Below are 20045 nucleotides of genomic sequence, written 5' to 3'. Positions count from 1 at the left end.
TTTTAATTTAATGTAAATTCTCTTTTTAATTTGTTAAGCTTATTGGAAACACTAGCATCATATTGCTGATCCCCAATTCTTAAAATGAAACCACCTAAAATGCTTTCATCTACTATGTTTTCAAGCTCTACCGCTTTGTTTGTTAATTCCTTAATTTTCGCCAGTACTTTAAGTTCTAAATCATTGGTCATTGGAAAGGCTGTTGTAACCTTGGCCACTTCCTTACCCTCTAATTCATCAAACAGCACGCTGTACTTTTTGGCCACTTCATTTAGAATATCAATTCTTTTGTTCGTAATCAACACGTCGAACAATCCCGTTGTAATAACATTAAGCTTTGGAAAAACAGCCAACAATGCTGCTTTCTTAGTTTCAGATTTTGTTACCGCATTATTCAATAGATTGCTAAGTTCTTCACTTTGTTCAATAGTATTGGTGATCAGTTTCATATCATCATTCACAACACCGGCTTTCTTTTGCTCTGATGCCAATGCCAAAACTGCTTTTGCGTAACGTATTGCTGCTCTGCTTCCTGCCATTATATTTAGTTTAATGTTGCTTCACCTAACATAGACTCCACCAATTTTACTTGTTTGTCTTTATTAGATAATTCTTCACGAACTACTTTTTCTGCTATTTCAATAGATAGGTTAGCCACTTGCGCTTTTAAATCGGCGATAGCTGCTTTCTTTTCTGTTTCAATAGAAGCTTGTGCTTGGGCAATTAATTTAGCCGAAGCCTCCTTAGCTTCGTCTTTGGCATCCTCAATCATTTTATTCTTCATTTCCCTAGCTTCCTTCAACATGGCTTCACGCTCTGTTCTGGCTTCTTTTAACAACTTTTCGTTATCTGCCTGAAGATTTTCCATTTCTAATTTGGCTTTTTCGGCAGCATCCAATGCATTTTTAATACCTTCCTCTCTACTTTCTACAGCATCCAAAATAGGTTTCCATGCGAACTTTTTTAACAAAAAAACTAAAGCCAAAAACAAAACTGCCATCCAAACGAACAATCCTAAAGAAAAGCCTCCAAATAATTCTTCCATAATAAATTATATTTTTACCCTTAGACAAGCTCAGGGCATGTTTTTTTAATTTAATTTAAAAAGAACAGCTATAACCAACCGTTATAGCTGTTTCCTAGTTGTTTTACACTGCAAAAAGTGCAGCAAATCCAATACCTTCAATTAACGCTGCTGCAATAAGCATAGCGGTTTGAATTTTTCCTGTAGCTTCAGGTTGACGAGCGATTGCTTCCATAGCAGAACCACCGATTCTACCAATACCAATACCTGCTCCTATTACTACTAAACCTGCACCTACGATAGCTGGAATCTCCATAAAATATATAATTAATTAATTAAACATTCAATATTAATGATGATCGTGTTCTTCGACCGCCATACCAAAATACAATGCTGACAACACTGTAAAAATATAAGCCTGTAATGCTGCCACCAACAACTCCAAAATCCCCAACACAAAAGCCAACAAAAACGACAATGAACTACCTAACCAGTTATTGAAAATAAACATCATCCCTATAATACTCATGATTACCACGTGACCCGCTGTAATGTTTGCATACAAACGAATCATTAAGGCAAAAGGTTTAATAATGGTCCCCAATAATTCAATCGGAGCCAATATGATTTTCATTGGCACAGGAACCCCTGGCATCCAGAAAATATGCTTCCAATAGTTTTTGTTTCCTGAAAACGTAGTGATAAAATATGTGATTAATGCCAAACACAAAGTCACCGCTATATTGTTAGTCACGTTCATCCCTATTGGTGTTAACCCAAATAAGTTTACTATCCAGACAAAGAAAAATACGGTTAACAAATAACTCATGTATTTTTTATACTTCTTTTCCCCAATGTTTGGAATGGCAATCTCATCACGTACATATAACACAATAGGCTCCAAAAAACGCCCCATTCCTTTTGGCATACCATTATTGGTTTTATATGATTTAGCCATTCTGCTAAACATGAAAAATAAAATAGCAAAAACCATAGCGATTAATACTACATTTTTGGTGATAGAAAAATCTAACGGTTTTGCATTTGTCGGATGGTTTTCGGCATCATTATTAATTGTACCACTTTCATCCGTTTTATATATTTTATTATGATACAAAATATAGTGATTACCATCTACTTCAGCTACAGTTTCACCATGATGGAATTTTGAAGACGAAAATACTTTTAAACCATCATCCCATAGAATTACTGGTAACGGAAATCCAACGTGATTTTCTACACCCTCGTGAGTAGTATATGAAAACAATCCGAAATCATAAGAATCCAATAAGTGGTGCTGGATATATTCCTTAATCTCAGTCCTTAAATCTCCTTTAGGCTCATCGTGTCCGTGTTGTTCTTTTCCATAAGAGACAAAGGTTAATAAAAAAAGTAATGCTGTTATTGGTTTTAAAGCTATTTTTTTTCGCATATCACTTTATATAAGAGTGGCTTAAAAATCGCTGCAAAGGTAATTTTTTATCTCAAAAACAAAAACAATTTTTTCTTTTATTTCCTCGAGCAAAATGAATTGGGATTTTTAATGAAATTTGCTTCTGAAAAAATAGGGGTTGTTAAAGCTACAGATCTAATTATCAAGAGCGTTAAAACCTATAGACAATACTTATTGGTCAATTTCATTAAGCCATTTACTAAGACTTAAAGTTTCTAAAATCAACCCTGTTGCATAAGGTATAAAGAATGCAGCAAATTCTAATTTAGAAACATCTTCATCCTGCTTATAAATAGGATAAAAAACAATAAAGAATATGGTAAACTTTAATACACTACCTGCCAAAAACAAGAACCCCAATTGACTTTTATACTTATTTCGTAAAATATAAAGTAGTCCAAAAACCCCAATTACCAGTAACAGGTTTACGATATAGGATAAAACAATTTTATTTTCAAACAAAGGCTGTTCAAAAAGTTTTAAAAACCCCAAGTGTAAAACAAAAGTAATTGCCAAAAGACCTGTTACTTTTACAGTGAAGCGATAAAAAGGGTTCTGCATTAATTATTAATTCTATTGATTTGTTTTAGAACTACATAAAGTGAAACGCCAACGCCCAGAAGTGTCATAATTATTATATATAGCTTGTCTCCATTGTTGTATTTCACATCCAACCATTTACCTAAAAGCACGAATAGATAAATGGTAACACCCATTTGCACTGCAACACCAGAAAGTGCTGCAACATTTTTAAGCTGTTTTTTCGGATCCTGATCCTTGTTGTCTTTGTTGTTGTCCATTGTTCATTTCTTTTACTGCTCCTTTCATCATACAGGTCACATTAAACGTTGCACCTGGTTCTACAGCCAGTTTGCCTACTACCACTTCGCCTTGAATATAGGCAGTAGCTTTAAGGGTTAAAGTTCCTGAAAGGGCTAATTTGCCATCGAACTTACCCTCAAAATAAGCTTCTGTCCCTTGAAGGGTTCCCTTAATAGTGCCTTTTTTACCAACAACCACCTTACCTGTAGTTTTTAAATTGCCCTCTATGGCACCATCAATTCTTAAGTCCCCTTCACTATTAATATCACCTACTATTTTGGTGCCTTGTGCAATAATGTTTTGACTTGATGTTCCTTCTGTCATGTTTTTGTCTTTTTTGTTATCAGCAAACATAATATGTAAACTTAATTGTTATTTAAACTTAAATATGCTTCCAAGTTCTTATGGATTTGAATAATTTGATAATTACGTGAGGATATTGCAAAATACGGTTTTCCTATTCTGCGTTTATCTTCCTTAGTCAATAATTGGTCAAATGTCTGTGCTACTTGTCCATTGTTAAACCCATGAACAAGTACAAAAGCTGTTTCAGGACTATAAACATCTACAGATGACTTAAGGTCGTAATACTTCATGTTTTTTAGTACAGTATCCAATTCCTGTTGAAAGCCTAACATGATTTCCCTATCCGCTTTATCAAACTGAAAAACAACTTTATAATGATTTGAAATGCTATCGTTGGCCTGCACAAACTCTGTACTTGATAGCTGCGGCAACACCTTAGATTGTATGTCTTGTGCCTTTAGACCTTCGGGTGTGTTGGCATAAGTAACGGCTATGTAATTAATAGCTTCACTATAGGGTTTGTAGCCATATAATCGGCCAGTGGCCGTTGCCTTTAACAGTTCAAATTTAGAAACAATAGGGTCTCCATCAAATGCATTTATATATTCCTCACTCTTGGCTATTACCGTTTCATAATCTTGATTTAAATGTTGTTCATAAAGTGCCTCATAGACACTTTCTGGGCTGTTTTCATCTGCAAAACTGGCCAATTCTGGATTAGTTAGAATGGTCGCGTAGCGAGAATCTGGGTAGTTGGTAATGATTTCGTTTTTGGTAATTTCGGCTTCGCCGTTTTCACCTAACAATTCATAAATTTTATATAAATTATATTTTGAAGGCAATACCAAACGCTCCTCTGGATTGCTATTCAATAAATTTTGAAATTTGTCTTTTGCCAATTGGTACTCCTTGAATTTTTCCTTGTAAATGAGTCCCAATTGATAATAGGCATAGTTACGATCCTGCCATATACTATCGATTTCCTTTTCTTCGGAAGGAATCTTGGAAATATAAAATTGAGGATCATATCGTTCTTCTTCAGTTGCTGTGGCCAACAAATCGCCTCCAGATATAACTACAGCTCCTCCTTTTCCTGATTTACTGGACCATCGCCAATTATCTTCCAACGTTCTATTACCCCAAATTTTAACAAATTCATTTTTACCATAAGCCACGGTTGTTGGGTTGTAAAAATAAAATGTGCTCGCCTGCCCTGGCAATCCGCCAAAACTAGGGTTAGGGTTTTGACCCGATGGACTATTTAATGGTCTCCCTTTTATTCCTCCTGAAGTAATTATTCCTTTATTTCTACTAAGTGCTTCTTCAAGTTCTTTATCCTTCTTGGCTTTTTGCTCCAAGCTGTCGGTAAACGCTTCAAAGAATGCCAATCGTTCTGCTTCTGGAAGATTAATTAAGCGCAATAAACTGTCATTTACTTGAGCAACATTTTCATAATAAATAACATCCTCTAAATTATCCCGTTTCTTTTTAATAACACGATACGGTTTAGAATTCTGTACCAAGTTACCCATAGTACTGTCATAATATTGTCCAGCATCCCGATATAAAGAAGCATCGAAATTCATATCCCCAAGAATTTGATAATTCTTAGCTTTTAAAAATTTGTCTGGAGAATTGGTGCGTAATGATTTATTATAATAGGCCTTAGCTAGCGAATCGGAACCATTGCTAGCATAGTAAACTGCAATTTGATGATAAATTTTATCTAAAAAAGGTCTATTTTCACGATTTTCCTCCAATTCAGTAAGCCATTCTCTTAACATCACCTTATCACCATTATCATAATCGAAATTTTTGATTTTTTCAATATGGGCGCTGATCATATAGATTCTTGGCGTCTTTCTATTGAGTTCAATGACACGATCGAAAGCCATATTCGCACTATCCTTATACCCCAATTGGTTATACAATTGTCCTTGAATAAAACGATAACGCCCCCGTTCATCATTATTTTTTGTTGCAGTTGCGGCAATTTCCAGCTGCACTATAGCGGTATCTATTATTTTTTCGTTAATATAAGCTTGGGCGAGTGTTGAAGTGGCATCGGCTAAATCTTGCCCCTCTATATGTTCCTGTCTTAACAATCGTTTCAAATTTTTTATGGCCAATTCGTTATTTTCCAAACGCATATTGGTTTTCTCACGCCATATTTTAGCCTGATTGATCTTATCGCTAGCGGGATACTTATAAAGGATATAATTGAAGGCCTCTAAAGCAGGCACAAAACGCTGATCGAAATAACGGGCTTTACCCAAAAGCAAATAGGCTTCATCCATTTGTGGATTTTTTTCCCTGCCACCAATATTCATACTGTGTTTTTGAATGGCCTTTACCGCTTTTTCTTCAGCTCTAGAAAAGTTTTCACTTTTGGATTGCCCAGGAAGCATCACTTCATCCAATATTTCCATACGCTCAATAGGAAGAACCTCCCAATAGTTATCCTGATAGCTTTCGTTTAAGCTGTTGCGCCCTTCTTCTAAAGCTAAGTAACCATTATAAAGTGGATTGAATTCTGTAGTAATGGCATGGTAATTTCTACTTACAAAATTATCCTTCTTTCTAGAACAGCTTGCGAGTATGACAATGGAAACAACAATGACCAGTAACCCTTTGGAGAATGCTTTCAATACCTTGATTATTTAGTATTATAAATAACTGTATACCCTTGCATATATTATGCAAGTAGGTAAAAATAAGCATCTTTTTTGATTATGCTATAAAATCGATAGACTTTTGGATAAAAAGAACTAGCTTCATCTATGGGTTTTACAATGAAAAAATTCACGTACTTTTGTCAAAAAATTTCTCATGTCGTCATTTCATAAGCTTTCTATAAAAAACATAAAAAGAGAAACCGAACAATCTATAAGCATTACTTTTAATGTTCCAGAGAACCTAAAGGAAGCCTTCACCTTTAAAGCAGGACAGTATATTACCCTAAAAACTCAAATTGACGGTAAAGAGGTTAGGCGTGATTACTCGTTATGTATTTCCCCAAAAAGTGGCGAATTAAAAGTAGCGGTAAAAGAAGTTACAGACGGCACCTTTTCTGCATATGCCAATAAGCAATTAAAAGTTGGTGACACCTTGGAAGTTGCCCCACCCAAAGGTCGGTTTACTTTCGAACCTAACGATTCAAAAACCAAAAACATTGCTGCTTTTGCAGCGGGTAGTGGTATTACTCCGGTATTAAGCATTATTAAATGTGCTTTAGAGGAAGAAGTTTATAGTAAGGTTATTTTGGTGTATGGCAACAAAACAACAGGCGACACCATGTTCTTGAATGAACTCTTGGAGCTTCAGCATCAATATAAAGACCGATTTTCCATTCAGTTTGTGTTTAGCCAACAAGACAGCGATGACTCTATTTTTGGCCGTATTGAACAAAGCACGGTTAACTATGTGATGAAAAATAAACACAAGCACATTGAGGTAGATGCCTTTTACCTTTGTGGCCCCGAAGCTATGATTCATACGGTTAAGGATGTGTTAACCGAACATGGTATTGATGAAGATCGTATTCATTTCGAACTATTTAAAGCGGCTAAAGTTGATGAAGTCGAGGATGCTATTTCTGTTTCTACAGGAAAAACCAAAATTACGGTAATTGTTGATGATGAAGTAACCACTTTTGAAATGTCGGCTAAACAAACCATTTTAGAAGCGGCACTCGATGAGGATCTAGATGCGCCATATTCGTGTCAAGGTGGTATTTGTAGCAGCTGTTTGGCGCGCCTTAAAGAAGGAAATGCCACAATGAGACAAAACAACATTTTAACCGACAGTGAAGTTGCCGAAGGTTTGATTTTAACCTGTCAAGCACATCCAACCAGTCCAACTGTTGTTGTGGATTACGATGATGTGTAAAAATCGCCTTTAGATAATAAATTTGGATTTTTAAATGTCTCTGCATTAGTGAGCTTCAATATCCATCTATTAGGCGATAGACTTAATTTTTTCTATGATTATTTCGGGTAAAATACTTCCCGAAGCGTCTTCATAGCCTTTTGGGTATTTATTACCATAGACCGAAGTTGGGACTCTGGGATATTTGTCCCTATTAGAAAGCAGTGCGTAATCTGCTGGTTGGTTAAAAGGCGCAAAACCAGCAAACGGATGCGTTACCCCCCAAATAGTCACCACTTTTATACCCAACATAGCAGCGATATGAGCATTCCCCGAATCCATAGATAGCATTACACTTAAATTTGAAATCAAATCCAATTCTTCCTCTAAGGATAATTTCCCAGCAATGTTGATAGTATTTTCAAAAGTTGCTTCAATCTTGTTTAAAATAGCTATCTCTTCATTTCCGCCTCCAAATAAAATGACTTTATAGTCTTTTGATAGTTGTTCTACAACTTCCTTCATCAAATCTAAAGGGTATTCTTTGCTTTTGTGGGCTGCAAAAGGTGCAATGCCAATCTTCTTTCTAGAATCATTCCCTATTAGTGCTAATATATTAGTACTGAAAGCCGATTTAGGAGGAAATGATGGATTTGATAAATCTAACTGAAATCCAAAAGTTTGAAACACATCTACATAGCGTTGATGCGTAGTAGTTAGCTGTTTGAAAATTCGACCAGAAGTTAATGCCTTTTTTTCTTTTCTTCCTTTGTCAATAGATACAAAGCGTTTGCACCTAATAAACTGCTTGAGTATTTTACTTCTCAACACACAGTGTAAATCGGCTATAGCAAAAAATTGGTTTTGCTTATTAAGTTCACGTGCCAATTTGTAGAGCCCGAAAACACCTTTGTGCTTTCCTTTTAAATCTGCTGGAAAAACAGTAACATTTTTTATATCCCTGAAAAATGGTGCAAAAAAGGCACGTGTTAAAACTGTTAGTTTAAGTTCGGGATACTGTCGGGTCAATGCTCGTAAAACAGGAACTGTCATGGCCACGTCACCCATGGCTGATAGGCGAATGACTAGGATATGTTTGGATTTATTAGACATAAGACTATTATGTCATATTGAGTGTAATCGAAACATCTTTTAGTGAGATTCTTCACTTTCACTTCGACTGCGCTCAGTGTGACAGCTCAGAATGACAAATATTATTTTTGAGAGCGTAAAACCGGGTTAAGCTCATCATCATTGTACATCTTCATCTGCTTGTATACCTTCATATACTTATCACCTTTTTCTATATCATTCAATAGCGTATCTATTGCGGTAGATAAGTCCACACGTTGCTCTAACAATACATCCAATTTTTTTTGGCAAGCAGTCCTGTGATCAGCTGAAGCATCGGTACGGGTAGCTTCTTCATTCATATGATAAATTTTCAATGCCAAAATAGACAATCGGTCAATCCCCCAAGCTGGACTTTCAGTATTAATTGTAGCATCTGCTTTAGGGCTTACATCTTTATATTTTTCTAAAAAATAACTATCGATATACTCTACCATATCCGTTCTATCTTGATTGGAAGCATCAATTTGACGTTTTAATTTTAAGGCAGCCACGGGATCTATTTGGGGGTCACGAATAATATCTTCATAATGCCATTGTACAGTATCAATCCAACATTTTCTGTATAATAAATGCTCTATTAAATCGCTTTTTAGATAGGCATTTTCAAAAGGTTGGTCTACGGTGTTAACAATATGGTATTTTTCAATAACCTCCTGAAATATCTTATTCGCTTTACTGGTAAACATGGTGTATATTATTTTATTGTACAAAAGTACGTGAATTTTTTCATTTAACCCTTTACATAAACCAACCGAAACAAATGTATTTTTTAACCATATAATTTATATTTACTTAACTTTATCTATATTAAATCTTTGTATCCCATGCAACTACACAATCTTGCTGAACAAAATTCCATATTAAATAGGTTTGTTTCCGAAATTAGAAATACAAAAGTCCAGACAGATCGTATGCGCTTTAGAAAAAATATAGAGCGCATTGGCGAGGTTTTGGGCTATGAAATGAGTAAAACATTAAACTACAGTGAAACTCTTATTGAAACACCTTTAGGAGCTTCTAAAATTCTTTTACCAAAAAATGAAATTGTGCTTTGTTCCATATTACGAGCTGGGGTACCCTTACACTATGGCCTGCTAAATTATTTCGATATGGCCGATAATGCATTTATTTCTGCTTACAGACATCATAAAAGCAATCCTGAGAGTTTTGAAATAATTGTTGAATATTTGGCCTGTCCCTCCATTGAGGGCAAAACACTCGTGCTATCAGACACTATGTTGGCTACCGGACAATCATTAAAAGCCGCATATGAAGCATTAAAACCATTTGGCTCTCCCATAGATATCCATTTGGTTTGTGCTATAGGTTCCCAAACTGGGGTAGATTATGTTAGCAAAAATTTCCCTGATAATACACACTTATGGATTGCTGCTATAGATGAAACACTTAATAGCAAAAGTTATATTGTACCAGGTTTGGGTGATGCTGGTGATTTGGCTTTTGGTGAAAAATTACAGCATTAAAGTAACAAAAGGCAATAAGATTAATGCAACTAAAAACACTTCTCTAAACCATTTTTTCTTTATGGTTTCAATATAATTTGTGATGATTATGGCTAATGGAGTGAACATAAACAAAAATTCACTACTATCCTTTTTAGGCGCCAAAACAATGACTGCAACTGCCATTATAAAGGCAAACAATATAAGGTTAAAAGATGGACGAAGTGCTTTCTTTTTTTTCTTGATTCTCCTCGTATAAAAAATCAAAGACCACAATCCAAAAATTAACAGAACCGCTATTACAACAATAAAACCCGCTCTATTGTAATAGCTAAAATCATAACTTATGTACGGCAAACTCTTAAAGGCTCCAAAATAACTATCATAATACATTATTGAAGCAGCGACCGTAAAAAAAAAAACTGTTATGATCCCTATAAAAGGAATAATCCAATGATTCAATTTATTATCAGTATAAAGCATTAATGCTACAATAATGAGTACAAAGAATAAAATTGACCAAAAGTAAAATAAGGCTGCTATTGCAATCCAAAAAGCTGAATCAAATAGTTTTTTATTCAATTTCGTTTGGGAACGAATGCTCAAAATGCGCCTTAATGCCAATAGAATAAAAAAATTAGCAAAAAGCACGTTGGTGTTTTGTGTGGTTTCTAATACTGCCAAAAGAAACAAGCTGTATAACAATATTTCATAATTATTATTTTTTGTTAATCCATTTTTACTAACAATAAAATTTAGTAGTAATACAGAACTGTAACAGACAAAAAATAAAACAAATTTTTCCATAACCAAAGTTATTGTAAACGGTTGTGTGGAAAATTTAATGTTTGCTATTAAAAAAGCTAAGGCCGTAATAAAAAATACCAGAATGAAATTTATTGGCTTTGATTTACTAAAAATGCTTGTTATCATTAACTGTTTTTGTATTTTTGCCTTGTAAATATACTAACTATATACGGTTAGAAAATAATAAAATTTTAAGATGAAAGATTTCTTTTATGCTATTGAAGATTTATTTGTAAATGTTCTTTTCGCTCCTTATGATGCCCTTAGAGCATTAGAGCTTGAGAACTGGTTTGTCGCAAACACAGTGTCTTGGCTGTTTTTAATAATAGGATTTGTTGCTATGTTATATTGGTTAAAACAACTTAAACTATTTAACGACAATAACGAAGAAGATAAAAGCGTGTCTTCCCATTCGTTTTTATAAATCGAATCCAATATCCTTACGATAATACATCTTATCGAAATGTAGTTTTTCTATGTTTTGGTAAGATTTTTTTATGGCCTCCTGGTAAGTGTCACCATAAGAGGTAATGGCCATAACACGTCCGCCCGAAGTTACAATTTTTTCATCTTTTAGTACTGCCCCGGCATGAAACGGAATGGAATCCTCTATGGTTTCAACTCCTGTAATTACATATCCTTTTTCATAAGCTTCTGGATAGCCCCCGGACACCAACATAATTGTTGTGGCTGCACGCTCATCTATTTCAATGTCAATCTCATTTAAGGTGCCATTGGCCATCGCCGAAAGTACGTCTACCAAATCGTTCTTTAACCGTGGAAACACCACTTCGGTTTCGGGGTCGCCCATACGCACATTGTATTCAATCACTTTAGGGTCATCTCCAACTTTAATCAGCCCAATAAACACAAAGCCCACATAAGGTAAGTTGTCCTTTTTAAACCCTTCAACCGTAGGTTTAACAATACGTTCTTCAATTTTATTTAAAAACTCAGGAGTAGCAAATGGTACCGGGGAAACCGCTCCCATGCCGCCTGTATTTAATCCGGTATCGCCTTCGCCAATACGTTTATAATCTTTAGCCGTTGGTAAGATTTTGTAGTTTTTGCCATCGGTTAGTACAAAACAACTCAACTCAATACCATCAAGAAATTCTTCAATCACTACTTTGGTACTGGCTTCACCAAACTTGGCATCGACCAACATGGATTTAAGCCCAGCTTTAGCTTCATTTAAATCATTTAAAATTACAACACCCTTTCCAGCTGCCAAGCCATCGGCCTTTAACACATATGGTGGTTTTAAGGTTTCCAAAAAAGCATAGCCTTGTTCCACAGTATCTTTGGTAAAACTCTCGTAAGCGGCTGTTGGGATATTATGGCGGTATAAAAATTCTTTCGCGAATTCCTTGCTCCCTTCTAAAACAGCGGCTTCTTTTTGTGGACCAATCACTTTAACGTGTTTAATCGCCCTATCATTCAAAAAGAAATCGTGAACACCATTAACCAAAGGATCTTCAGGCCCCACCACAACCATATCGATAGCCTTGTCCAAAACCAAATCTTTAATAGCTTCAAAATCATTTACACCAATATTTACATTGGTCGCTATTTGAGCTGTTCCAGAGTTACCAGGCGCTACAAATAAATTTTTACATTTTGGGCTTTGAGCTATTTTCCAAGCAAAAGTATGTTCTCTTCCTCCAGATCCTAAAATTAAGATGTTCATTGTTTTGTGTTTTCTTAAGGGACTGTCTGAAAAGTGTCATTCCGAATGAAATGAGGAATCTATTGTAAAATAAATTTTTAATTCACAGTAAATAAAGATTCATCGCTTCGCTCTGAATGACAAGACAAATCACTTTTCAGGTAGCCTCGACAAGTTAATGTTATTTAATGCGTTGCATTAATAGTTGTTTTTCGAGTGCAAAAATAAAATTAATACGCCCATTTCACGACTATTTTTTGTTTACTTTACAAAAAATTCTTCGTTTTGAATCTGTTCAACCTTGCTTTAAAACTTAATGGCTTTCCAATTGGAAGAGCTAAGTACTTGTTGAAAACGATTCAGGATAAAAATGGTGAAGCCTTTAAAACCTACATTGAAACCCAAAAACAGGACATTGTTGCTTTTCATTTAAAATACAACTCCTTTTATAAATCCTTTGCTAAAACTTCAAATCCGTTAGACTGGGACAGCGTTCCCATTATGACCAAATCGGATTTACAACAGCCTTTAGAAACACTTTTGTCAGATGGATTTACTAGAAACAATATCTATATAGATAAAACCTCTGGGGCCTCGGGACATCCCTTTATTTTTTCAAAGGACAAGTTTTGCCATGCACTTACTTGGGCAGTTATACAAGATCGATTTGGGTGGTTTGGTATTAATTTTAACAGTACAAAACAAGCTCGGTTTTATGGCATTCCTTTAAACAAGAAAAACTATTACAAAGAAAAGTTAAAGGATTTTGTAAGCAATAGAATTCGTTTTAACGTTTTCGATTTGTCCGATCGTGCTTTTGAACAATGGATAGCTATTTTCAAAAACAAACCATTGGAATACTTGAATGGTTATACCAGCCCTATAGTACAATTTGCTAAATATTTGCAACGAAAAAATATGGTGCTCAAAGCGGTTTGTCCGTCACTTCGTTTGTGCATCGTAACCTCGGAAATGCTTTTTAAAGATGACCAAGTTCTTATGGAAAGCCAATTTGGGGTACCTGTCATTAACGAATATGGCGCCTCAGAGCTTGATTTAATTGCTTTTGAAAATCCTAAAGGCAACTGGCAAGTAAATAGCGAAACCCTTTTTGTAGAAGTGTTGGATGATGACAATAATCCGCTGCCTTATGGTGAGGAAGGCCGCTTAGTGATTACCTCTCTGTATAATAAGGCCCAGCCGTTTATTCGGTATGATATTGGTGATATAGGTACGCTCTCAAAAGACAGCAGTTTAAAATCTCCCATTCTTAAGAAACTTATTGGAAGAACCAACGATGTTATTGTTTTACCAAGTGGAAAAAAAGCTGCCGGACTAACCTTTTACTATATAACTAAAAGGATTATTGAAAAAGATAGTAGTGTTAAGGAGTTTGTTATTGAGCAACTTAAATTAAATACTTTTAAGGTAATTTATGTAAGTTGCAAAACCCTTTCGGATAAAACAATAAAAGCTATTATTGTCGAAATGGAAACCTATTTGGAACAAGGGCTTCAAATTGAATTTGAAAAAGTCGATAAATTGATCCGATCAAAAAGTGGTAAATTAAAGCAATTTACCTCCTACTTAAACCAAAGCACATGAACATCACCTTAGTTGCAGGAGCAAGGCCAAATTTTATAAAAATTGCACCTATTATTGAAGCCATTCATAATAAGCAAACAGAAGGATTTCTTTTAAATTATAGGTTGGTTCATACCGGACAACATTATGATGAAAATTTAAGTGGAGCTTTCTTTGAAGAGCTCAGCATCCCTGCTCCTCATGTAAATTTGGGTGTGGGAAGTGGCACCCAAGCAGAACAGACTGCAGCCATTATGATTGGTTTTGAAAAGGAGTTGCAAGAAAATCCTTGTGATGTGGTTTTGGTGGTAGGCGATGTTACCTCAACCATGGCCTGTGCTATTGTAGCTAAAAAAGCACATGTAAAAGTCGCCCATGTTGAAGCAGGTATCCGTTCGGGAGATCTTACCATGCCCGAAGAAATCAACCGTATAGTCACCGATAGTTTAACCGATTATTTTTTTACTACTTCAGAGTATGCCAATGAAAATTTAAGACAATTAGGGGTTGAGGTCCCTAAAATTTTCTTTGTAGGCAATGTAATGATAGATACATTACGTAAACATGAATGCAGATTTAAAAAACCACCTCTATGGGATGATTTAAAACTAAAGAATAAAAACTATCTGGTCATGACCCTTCATAGGCCTAGTAATGTTGATAGTGAACAGCTAGTGAAAAAGCTAATCGACCAAATTATTAAGCTAAGCAAAGGATATCCTATTATCTTTCCAGTACATCCAAGAACACAAAAACTATTGAATGCCTTGCACTTGAATTTTAAAAATCTTCATTATGTAAATCCGCTGGGTTACTTAGAATTTAACTATTTAGTGAAACACGCCTTAGCCATTATTACCGATTCAGGAGGCATTACTGAAGAGGCTACTGTTATGGATATTCCCTGCATTACCTTAAGAAATACTACCGAACGTCCTGAAACTTGCACCATAGGCACCAATGTGTTGGTGGGTAATGATCCTAAAAAAATTAAAAAGGCCTTTAAAACATTGTTTTCAGGCACTTGGAAAAAAGGGTCTATTCCTGAATTATGGGATGGCCATGCCGCTAAAAGGATTGTTAATCACTTAACAACCATAGTTTAAGTTATTATGAAAGATATCCTCATCATAACTAATTATTTTCCTCCTGAAATAGGTGCGGCTTCCAATCGCATCTTTCAATTAGCGGAAGGGTTACAACAGCATCATTTTAAAGTGACAGTCGTGGCGCCTTTGCCCAATTATCCCAACGGTAAAATTTTTGAAAGTTATCGAGGTAAATTTAAACATACTTCAATAGAAAACAACATTACCGTCCATAGGTTATGGCTTTATGCCAGCAACTCAAAAAATAAACTCTTACGGCTTTTTGCGATGCTGTCCTATAGTTTGAGTCTGATTTGGTTTTTTCTTAGGCATAACATCCCTAAAACCGTCATTATTCAATCCCCTCCACTATTGGTCGCTTTTACCTCAATATTCTTTTTGCGTTCTAAAAAACGAAAACTTATTTTAAACGTAAGCGATCTATGGCCATTGGCTGGTTTAGAACTTGGTGCTTTAAAAAAAGGACTAAGTTATCACATTCTAGAACGCATTGAACAATTTAATTATAAACATGCCCATTTAATTTTAGGCCAAAGCCAAGAAATATTACATCATGTAATTTCTACCTTCCCTATAAAAGAGACTTTACTATACCGTAATTTCCCAAATTTTAAACCTCCCCAACTTATTGAAAAACAACATCAAACAAACAAAATAAAACTCGTTTATGCTGGGTTATTAGGCCTTGCCCAAGGCGTTTATAAACTATGTCAAGAATTAGATTACACAAACATCGAATTTCATATTTATGGTTCTGGACCTGAACAGAAAAAGATTGAAACTTTTATTTCACGCCACAATAAATTAGATATTGTTTATCATGGTGAAATTTCCAGACAAAAATTACATGACGAATTAATAACATATGATATTGCCATTATTCCTTTATTACATCGCATTTATGGGTCTGTTCCTTCAAAAATCTTTGAATATGCTCGGCTGGGGCTACCTGTAGTCTATTTTGGTGGCGGAGAGGGCGAAACTATTGTGAAAGAAAACAATTTAGGATGGTCGGCAAAAGCTGGAGATTATAATAATTTAAATATTGTAATTTCTAAATTAAACCCTGTTGAGATTAATTACGATTTAAAAAAACAAATTCAAATAAAAGCATTAAAAACTTTTGATTACAACTTACAATTAGACCAATTAATTCAGACCATTTAATACGCTTTTTCTTCTCCTTTTATGGCATTTGTAAATGTTAGGAAAATGATTTTAATATCCAATAACAGCGACCAATTTTCTATATAAAAAATATCATACTTTATACGGTTAATGATATCCTTGTCCTTTTCAATTTCTCCCCTATACCCTTTTACTTGGGCCAACCCCGTGATACCTGGTTTCACATGGTGTCTAAAAATAAAATCATACCTGTTTATTTTTTTCGAATAATCTTCTGTATATGTAGGCATATGGGGCCTTGGCCCAACAACCGACATATCACCAAAAAACACATTAAAAAATTGAGGTAATTCGTCCATATTTGTTCTTCTTAAAAACTTTCCAACTTGAGTTAATCTATCATCGTTTGGCTTTACATAAGTACCTTTTAACTCTTTAGTAATAGTAAGAGAACGATATTTGTAGCAAATAAATTCCTTATAGTTAATTCCATTTCTTCTATGCTTGTAAAATACAGGACCCTTTGATTCCAATTTTATTAAAATTGCTAAAAGTGGCGTCAGCCACGATAAGATAAATACTATAACCAATAATGAAAAAACTACATCAAAACTTCTTTTTAAAGCCTTGTTTAAACTATTATTAATAGCTACTTCTTGAATGGACAAAACCGGTAAGTAACCATAATACTCCATTTTCAATCTTTTATCCAATAATCTGTTTGTATTAGGAATAAATTTAATATTACAATGGTGTGTATCTGCATATTTTACATAATCATTGACTTGCTTTTCGGTTAATTCATCAATGGAACAATAAATTTCATCGATAGTATTGGTTTCCAAAAACATCAAACTATCCTCAATTGTCCCCATAATACCTTTCTCCTTAAATTGACCAAAAACACCCTTAACATGATATCCTAATTCTTTATTTTTATTGAATATTCGTAGAAGTTCTTTTGCATTATCATTAGATCCTACCAGAATAATATCCCTAATGTTTCCTTTTAAATATAATCGGTATGTTTTTAAGATATAAAAACTTAGAAGTTTTAAAGACCCTATTATTATAAATACATAAAATAAATATTTTAAAGTAACTATCGCTGGTGTATTAATACTCCTAAATGCACCTTCAAAAGCAAAAACAATTATCATAAAGACAAATATCTGTTTAAACAAAAGGGTGGCAATGTTTAAAACAGAGGTATAGCGATATACATTATAAAATTTCAACAAAAATGTTGAAAGGAACCATAACGATGTAGAGTAAATAAAAAACAGGAAGTATTTGTTATTTAAAAAATCAGAAGGGAAAAAATATGACTCCTGCACATTTAAATTTAATAGTTCAAAAGCCAAGAAGTTTATTATAAAAAGGTCGAATACAATTAAAAAAGGTCTTAATAATTTTGAATATCTCCCTCTTTTATATTCCATAAATTATCTGATGTTAAACTTTGAAAAATCTCTATGATTGGCTCTATAGAGCTCATCTATTGAGAGGCTTTTAAAATAATCATATGTTTTTTGCATGCCTTCAGCGCGTTCTACTTTAGGTTCCCATCCTAATATTTTTTTAGCTAATGAAATATCGGGCTGTCGTTGCATAGGATCATCTACTGGTAAATCTTTATAAACTATTTTTTGTTGCGTTCCAGTTAGTTTAATAATCTCCTGTGCAAAATCCATTATAGTGATTTCGTTGGGATTACCTATATTCACTGGTAACGCATAATCACTTAATAACAACCTATATATTCCTTCAACCTGATCGTCTATATAACAAAATGAACGTGTTTGGGAACCATCACCAAAAACGGTTAAATCCTCTCCTCTTAAAGCCTGTCCAATAAACGCTGGAATAACGCGACCATCATTAAGGCGCATACGAGGCCCATAGGTGTTAAAAATACGCACAATTCGAGTATCTAAACCATGAACCCTATGATAGGCCATGGTAATGGATTCCTGAAACCGTTTCGCTTCATCGTAAACCCCTCGAGGGCCAATAGCATTGACGTTACCATAGTAATCCTCCGACTGGGGATGCACTAAGGGGTCGCCATACACTTCGGATGTTGAAGCAATAAGTATCCGCGCTTTTTTGGCTTTCGCTAAGCCTAAAAGATTATGGGTTCCTAGTGAGCCCACTTTTAAGGTTTGAATGGGAATTTTTAAATAATCGATAGGACTTGCTGGAGACGCAAAATGTAAGATGTAATCTAAATCACCTTCAACAGAAACAAACTCGGTGACATCGTGTTCTATAAACTCAAAATAGGAATGCTCTTTTAAATGGGCTAAATTTTTAGGATCTCCAGTAATGAAATTATCCATTCCAATAACGTGATAGCCTTCAGCAATAAAACGGTCACATAAATGTGATCCTAAAAATCCTGCGGCTCCTGTTATTAAAACACGTTTCAATCCTTATATCTTTTAATTGTCAATTTTTTCAGTTAACAAATTTAAAGGAATAACTTCAAAGCCATTGCTTCTTTTTTGATAATCTTCACCTCCATAAATGACCTTGCCTCCTTTAAAACCCGTCATTTCATTCCAATATTTTAATCCTTTAAAATAATCTTGGGTAATCGTCTTTCCCGATTTTATCTCTATAGGCATTAACTCATCAAAATTATCTATTACAATGTCTATTTCATTTCCTTTATTATCCCTCCAAAAATATAGGTTTTTTAATTGCCCTTTATTTAACCGTTGTTTTAACAGTTCTACCACGACCATGTTTTCAAATAGACTGCCTTTAAATGGGTGTAGCTCCAATTGATTGGCATTTTGAACTCCCAATAGCGCACAAGCTAAGCCAACGTCATAAAAATATAGCTTTGGCATTTTAACGATCCGTTTATTAAAGTTATGATGATGGGGGGATAACCTAAACAAAATAAAACTGGCTTCCAATATACCTATCCAAGATTCTATGGTCTTACTATCGACACCAACCTCTATTGCTAAAGCACTTTTGTTCAACAACTGGCCAACCCTTCCCGCACATAATTTCATAAATCGTTCAAAAACAACTAAATTCTCGATATTCTTTAATTGTCTAACATCTCTCTCAATGTAAGTTCTTATATAGTTTGAAAACCATTTTTGAATTTCAAATGGTTTATCGTATAACGGAGGATAAAAGCCTTTAAACAACTTTTCATGGATAGATTTTGGGGCTATATCTTTTATTTCTGATAAGGTAAATGGCAATAAATTTAAATAACCAACTCTTCCTGCTAAACTTTGAGATATATTTTGTTGTAACAAAAAGTTATTTGAGCCCGTTAAAATAAATTGAGATACACCTACATTATCATCTAACACCTGTTGTAAATAAGAAAACAGCTCTGGTGTTCGCTGTACTTCATCTAATATAGCACCATTTGGAAATTGATCTAGAAAACCTCTTGGGTCTTCTAAAGCAAAGTTTCTCGTATCTGGGTTTTCCAAACTCACATAAGGTTTCCCTGAAAAGACCGCTTTTACTAGTGTTGTTTTGCCCGATTGCCTAGGGCCAATAACCGCAATGGCCTTATACTGCTTAGACAAACTTAAAAGTTCTTGTTGTGCTTCCCTTAAAACCATAGGCAAAGATACTAAAATAAGCGTACAATTTCGGAATTAAATTCCGAAATTGTACGCTTATTTGTTTTTCGACGAAT

Annotated in this window: 21 protein-coding genes; 6 read left to right on the top strand and 15 right to left on the bottom strand. The window is 34.6% G+C overall.

All coding sequences use genetic code 11. From position 1 onward, the window contains the following. Positions 1–2: 2 nt before the first annotated feature. The 8 genes from atpH to porW all read right to left on the bottom strand — a co-directional run bounded on the left by atpH (position 3) and on the right by porW (position 6253). Complete coding sequence (atpH, locus tag MR053_RS03385) at positions 3–539, bottom strand: ATP synthase F1 subunit delta (protein WP_242131052.1); 537 nt, start codon at positions 537–539, stop codon at positions 3–5. A 5-nt stretch (positions 540–544) separates the two neighbouring features. After that, positions 545–1045 (bottom strand): F0F1 ATP synthase subunit B, encoded by a 501-nt coding sequence (locus tag MR053_RS03380; RefSeq protein ID WP_223550166.1) that lies wholly within the window; start codon positions 1043–1045, stop codon positions 545–547. 103 nt (positions 1046–1148) lie between these two features. Then, complete coding sequence (atpE, locus tag MR053_RS03375; protein WP_102756010.1) at positions 1149–1340, bottom strand: ATP synthase F0 subunit C; 192 nt, start codon at positions 1338–1340, stop codon at positions 1149–1151. Between the two features lie 33 nt (positions 1341–1373). After that, positions 1374–2456 (bottom strand): F0F1 ATP synthase subunit A, encoded by a 1083-nt coding sequence (gene atpB, locus MR053_RS03370; RefSeq protein WP_242131051.1) that lies wholly within the window; start codon positions 2454–2456, stop codon positions 1374–1376. A gap of 192 nt (positions 2457–2648) precedes the next feature. Beyond that, positions 2649–3038, bottom strand: a complete 390-nt coding sequence (locus MR053_RS03365) for a DUF6168 family protein (protein ID WP_242131050.1) — start codon at positions 3036–3038, stop codon at positions 2649–2651. Continuing rightward, positions 3038–3277: an AtpZ/AtpI family protein gene (locus MR053_RS03360; protein WP_242131049.1), complete on the bottom strand. Its 240-nt coding sequence runs from the start codon at positions 3275–3277 to the stop codon at positions 3038–3040. The genes MR053_RS03365 and MR053_RS03360 overlap by 1 nt, the downstream gene beginning before the upstream one ends. Then, a complete protein-coding gene (locus tag MR053_RS03355; protein WP_242131048.1) occupies positions 3228–3653 on the bottom strand; it encodes a bactofilin family protein in 426 nt (141 codons plus the stop codon). Before MR053_RS03355 ends, MR053_RS03360 begins: the two co-directional genes overlap by 50 nt. Positions 3654–3664: 11 nt before the next feature. Continuing rightward, positions 3665–6253, bottom strand: coding sequence for a type IX secretion system periplasmic lipoprotein PorW/SprE (porW, locus tag MR053_RS03350; protein ID WP_242131047.1), 2589 nt, complete (start codon positions 6251–6253; stop codon positions 3665–3667). A 181-nt stretch (positions 6254–6434) separates the two neighbouring features. Here porW and MR053_RS03345 point away from each other — a divergent pair, with 181 nt between their 5' ends. Further along, positions 6435–7493, top strand: coding sequence for a ferredoxin--NADP reductase (locus tag MR053_RS03345; protein WP_242131046.1), 1059 nt, complete (start codon positions 6435–6437; stop codon positions 7491–7493). Positions 7494–7562: 69 nt separating this feature from the next. Here MR053_RS03345 and MR053_RS03340 read toward each other — a convergent pair whose 3' ends face one another. Next, positions 7563–8585, bottom strand: coding sequence for a glycosyltransferase family 9 protein (locus MR053_RS03340; protein ID WP_242131045.1), 1023 nt, complete (start codon positions 8583–8585; stop codon positions 7563–7565). A gap of 101 nt (positions 8586–8686) precedes the next feature. Continuing rightward, the gene (locus tag MR053_RS03335; protein ID WP_242131044.1) at positions 8687–9292 is read right to left on the bottom strand and encodes a DUF4254 domain-containing protein; all 606 of its coding nucleotides are present in this window, start codon (positions 9290–9292) and stop codon (positions 8687–8689) included. A 138-nt stretch (positions 9293–9430) separates the two neighbouring features. Between MR053_RS03335 and upp the strand changes: the two genes are divergently transcribed. Further along, on the top strand, positions 9431–10090 hold the full coding sequence (gene upp, locus MR053_RS03330) for a uracil phosphoribosyltransferase (RefSeq protein ID WP_242131043.1): 660 nt from the start codon (positions 9431–9433) through the stop codon (positions 10088–10090). Here upp and MR053_RS03325 read toward each other — a convergent pair. Beyond that, positions 10079–11002: a DUF6427 family protein gene (locus tag MR053_RS03325; RefSeq protein WP_242131042.1), complete on the bottom strand. Its 924-nt coding sequence runs from the start codon at positions 11000–11002 to the stop codon at positions 10079–10081. The two genes, upp and MR053_RS03325, sit on opposite strands and share 12 nt — an antisense overlap. A gap of 70 nt (positions 11003–11072) precedes the next feature. Between MR053_RS03325 and MR053_RS03320 the strand changes: the two genes are divergently transcribed. Further along, positions 11073–11300 carry a DUF6341 family protein gene (locus MR053_RS03320; RefSeq protein ID WP_223550147.1) on the top strand — a complete coding sequence of 76 codons (228 nt, stop codon included), beginning with the start codon at positions 11073–11075 and terminating at the stop codon, positions 11298–11300. Here MR053_RS03320 and purD read toward each other — a convergent pair. Next, a complete protein-coding gene (gene purD, locus MR053_RS03315; RefSeq protein ID WP_242131041.1) occupies positions 11295–12566 on the bottom strand; it encodes a phosphoribosylamine--glycine ligase in 1272 nt (423 codons plus the stop codon). The genes MR053_RS03320 and purD overlap by 6 nt on opposite strands. A 264-nt stretch (positions 12567–12830) precedes the next feature. On the opposite strand from purD, the gene MR053_RS03310 reads away from it, so the two are divergent. From MR053_RS03310 to MR053_RS03300, 3 genes are read left to right on the top strand one after another with little or no spacing between them, the layout of a single operon-like run. Further along, a complete protein-coding gene (locus tag MR053_RS03310; protein WP_242131040.1) occupies positions 12831–14150 on the top strand; it encodes a phenylacetate--CoA ligase family protein in 1320 nt (439 codons plus the stop codon). Next, on the top strand, positions 14147–15235 hold the full coding sequence (gene wecB / locus MR053_RS03305) for a non-hydrolyzing UDP-N-acetylglucosamine 2-epimerase (protein WP_242131039.1): 1089 nt from the start codon (positions 14147–14149) through the stop codon (positions 15233–15235). Before MR053_RS03310 ends, wecB begins: the two co-directional genes overlap by 4 nt. Before the next feature lie 6 nt (positions 15236–15241). Next, entirely contained in the window at positions 15242–16405 is a 1164-nt protein-coding gene (locus tag MR053_RS03300; protein WP_242131038.1) for a glycosyltransferase family 4 protein, read from the top strand. Here the strand turns inward: MR053_RS03300 and MR053_RS03295 are convergent. From MR053_RS03295 to MR053_RS03285, 3 genes are read right to left on the bottom strand one after another with little or no spacing between them, the layout of a single operon-like run. Further along, entirely contained in the window at positions 16402–17808 is a 1407-nt protein-coding gene (locus MR053_RS03295; protein ID WP_242131037.1) for an exopolysaccharide biosynthesis polyprenyl glycosylphosphotransferase, read from the bottom strand. The genes MR053_RS03300 and MR053_RS03295 overlap by 4 nt on opposite strands. Positions 17809–17811: 3 nt before the next feature. After that, on the bottom strand, positions 17812–18798 hold the full coding sequence (locus MR053_RS03290) for a UDP-glucuronic acid decarboxylase family protein (protein WP_242131036.1): 987 nt from the start codon (positions 18796–18798) through the stop codon (positions 17812–17814). Between the two features lie 12 nt (positions 18799–18810). Next, entirely contained in the window at positions 18811–19968 is a 1158-nt protein-coding gene (locus MR053_RS03285; RefSeq protein ID WP_242131035.1) for an ATP-binding protein, read from the bottom strand. Positions 19969–20045 lie beyond the last annotated feature (77 nt).

Origin of the sequence: Aestuariivivens marinum (assembly GCF_022662175.1) — a bacterium.
Classification (GTDB): domain Bacteria; phylum Bacteroidota; class Bacteroidia; order Flavobacteriales; family Flavobacteriaceae; genus Aestuariivivens; species Aestuariivivens marinum.
The sequence above is the reverse complement of the archived record's forward strand: the minus strand, read 5'-3'. Positions and strand labels throughout refer to the sequence as shown.